Raw genomic sequence first — 3014 nt, forward strand, 5'->3', positions numbered from 1 at the left:
ATTATGGAGTAAGAAGAAAGTTAGAGTAATCATATATTAAAGTTAAGTCCTCGATCTATTAGTATTTGTCAGCTCCACATGTCGCCACGCTTCCACCTCAAACCTATCAACCTGATCATCTTTCAGGGATCTTACTAGCTTACGCTATGGGAAATCTCATCTCGAGGGGGGCTTCATGCTTAGATGCTTTCAGCACTTATCCCTTCCGCACATAGCTACCCAGCTATGCCTTTGGCAAGACAACTGGTACACCAGCGGTGCGTCCATCCCGGTCCTCTCGTACTAAGGACAGCTCCTCTCAAATTTCCTACGCCCACGACGGATAGGGACCGAACTGTCTCACGACGTTCTGAACCCAGCTCGCGTACCGCTTTAATGGGCGAACAGCCCAACCCTTGGGACCGACTACAGCCCCAGGATGCGATGAGCCGACATCGAGGTGCCAAACCTCCCCGTCGATGTGGACTCTTGGGGGAGATAAGCCTGTTATCCCCGGGGTAGCTTTTATCCGTTGAGCGATGGCCCTTCCATGCGGAACCACCGGATCACTAAGCCCGACTTTCGTCCCTGCTCGACTTGTAGGTCTCGCAGTCAAGCTCCCTTGTGCCTTTACACTCTACGAATGATTTCCAACCATTCTGAGGGAACCTTTGGGCGCCTCCGTTACTTTTTAGGAGGCGACCGCCCCAGTCAAACTGCCCACCTGACACTGTCTCCCACCCCGATAAGGGGTGCGGGTTAGAATGTCAATACAGCCAGGGTAGTATCCCACCAATGCCTCCACCGAAGCTAGCGCTCCGGCTTCCAAGGCTCCTACCTATCCTGTACAAGCTGTACCAAAATTCAATATCAGGCTACAGTAAAGCTCCACGGGGTCTTTCCGTCCTGTCGCGGGTAACCTGCATCTTCACAGGTACTATAATTTCACCGAGTCTCTCGTTGAGACAGTGCCCAGATCGTTACACCTTTCGTGCGGGTCGGAACTTACCCGACAAGGAATTTCGCTACCTTAGGACCGTTATAGTTACGGCCGCCGTTTACTGGGGCTTCAATTCAGAGCTTCGCCTTGCGGCTAACCCCTCCTCTTAACCTTCCAGCACCGGGCAGGTGTCAGCCCCTATACTTCGCCTTGCGGCTTCGCAGAGACCTGTGTTTTTGCTAAACAGTCGCCTGGGCCTATTCACTGCGGCTCTCTCGGGCTTTAACACCCAAAAGAGCACCCCTTCTCCCGAAGTTACGGGGTCATTTTGCCGAGTTCCTTAACGAGAGTTCTCTCGCTCACCTTAGGATTCTCTCCTCGCCTACCTGTGTCGGTTTGCGGTACGGGCACCTTGAACCTCGCTAGAGGCTTTTCTTGGCAGTGTGGAATCAGGAACTTCGGTACTATATTTCCCTCGCCGTCACAGCTCAGCCTTATATGGTAACGGGATTTGCCTCATTACCAGCCTAACTGCTTGGACGTGCTAATCCAACAGCACGCTTACCCTATCCTCCTGCGTCCCCCCATCACTCAAATGGTTCATAAGGTGGTACAGGAATATCAACCTGTTGTCCATCGCCTACGCTCTTCAGCCTCGGCTTAGGTCCCGACTAACCCTGAGTGGACGAGCCTTCCTCAGGAAACCTTAGGCATTCGGTGGATGAGATTCTCACTCATCTTTCGCTACTCATACCGGCATTCTCACTTCTAAGCGCTCCACCAGTCCTTACGGTCTAGCTTCAACGCCCTTAGAACGCTCTCCTACCACTGACATCATAGATGTCAATCCACAGCTTCGGTGATACGTTTAGCCCCGGTACATTTTCGGCGCAGAGTCACTCGACCAGTGAGCTATTACGCACTCTTTAAATGGTGGCTGCTTCTAAGCCAACATCCTGGTTGTCTAAGCAACTCCACATCCTTTTCCACTTAACGTATACTTTGGGACCTTAGCTGGTGGTCTGGGCTGTTTCCCTCTTGACTACGGATCTTATCACTCGCAGTCTGACTCCCAAGGATAAGTATTTGGCATTCGGAGTTTGTCTGAATTCGGTAACCCGATGGGGGCCCCTAGTCCAAACAGTGCTCTACCTCCAATACTCTTACCTTGAGGCTAGCCCTAAAGCTATTTCGGAGAGAACCAGCTATCTCCAAGTTCGATTGGAATTTCTCCGCTACCCACACCTCATCCCCGCACTTTTCAACGTGCGTGGGTTCGGGCCTCCATCCAGTGTTACCTGGACTTCACCCTGGACATGGGTAGATCACCTGGTTTCGGGTCTACAACCACATACTAATTCGCCCTATTCAGACTCGCTTTCGCTGCGGCTCCGTCTCTTCAACTTAACCTCGCATGTAATCGTAACTCGCCGGTTCATTCTACAAAAGGCACGCTATCACCCATAAAAGGGCTCTAACTACTTGTAGGCACACGGTTTCAGGATCTATTTCACTCCCCTTCCGGGGTGCTTTTCACCTTTCCCTCACGGTACTGGTTCACTATCGGTCACTAGGGAGTATTTAGCCTTGGGAGATGGTCCTCCCTGCTTCCGACGGGATTTCTCGTGTCCCGCCGTACTCAGGATCCACTCAGGAGGGAACGAAGTTTCAACTACAGGGTTTTTACCTTCTATGACTGGCCTTTCCAGACCTATTCGTTTACCCCGTTCCTTTGTAACTCCATGTAGAGTGTCCTACAACCCCAAGAGGCAAGCCTCTTGGTTTGGGCTAATCCCGTTTCGCTCGCCGCTACTCAGGGAATCGCGTTTGCTTTCTCTTCCTCCGGGTACTTAGATGTTTCAGTTCCCCGGGTCTGCCTTCAGTATCCTATGTATTCAGATAAAGATTCTATCCCATTACGGATAGAGGGTTTCCCCATTCGGAAATCTCCGGATCAAAGCTTACTTACAGCTCCCCGAAGCATATCGGTGTTAGTACCGTCCTTCATCGGCTCCTAGTGCCAAGGCATCCACCGTGCGCCCTTTCTAACTTAACTTACTCTTTTTAAAAGAGAAAAAACTAAAATGGCGATTAC

1 rRNA gene is annotated in these 3014 nt (G+C 51.2%); it reads right to left on the reverse strand.

Annotated elements, in window-relative coordinates:
• Nucleotides 1-38 precede the first annotated feature (38 nt).
• Nucleotides 39-2975: ribosomal RNA gene (locus CWS01_RS20265) — 23S ribosomal RNA — on the reverse strand.
• Nucleotides 2976-3014 lie beyond the last annotated feature (39 nt).

This window comes from Niallia nealsonii, assembly GCF_002835805.1.
Lineage (GTDB): Bacteria > Bacillota > Bacilli > Bacillales > Cytobacillaceae > Niallia > Niallia nealsonii.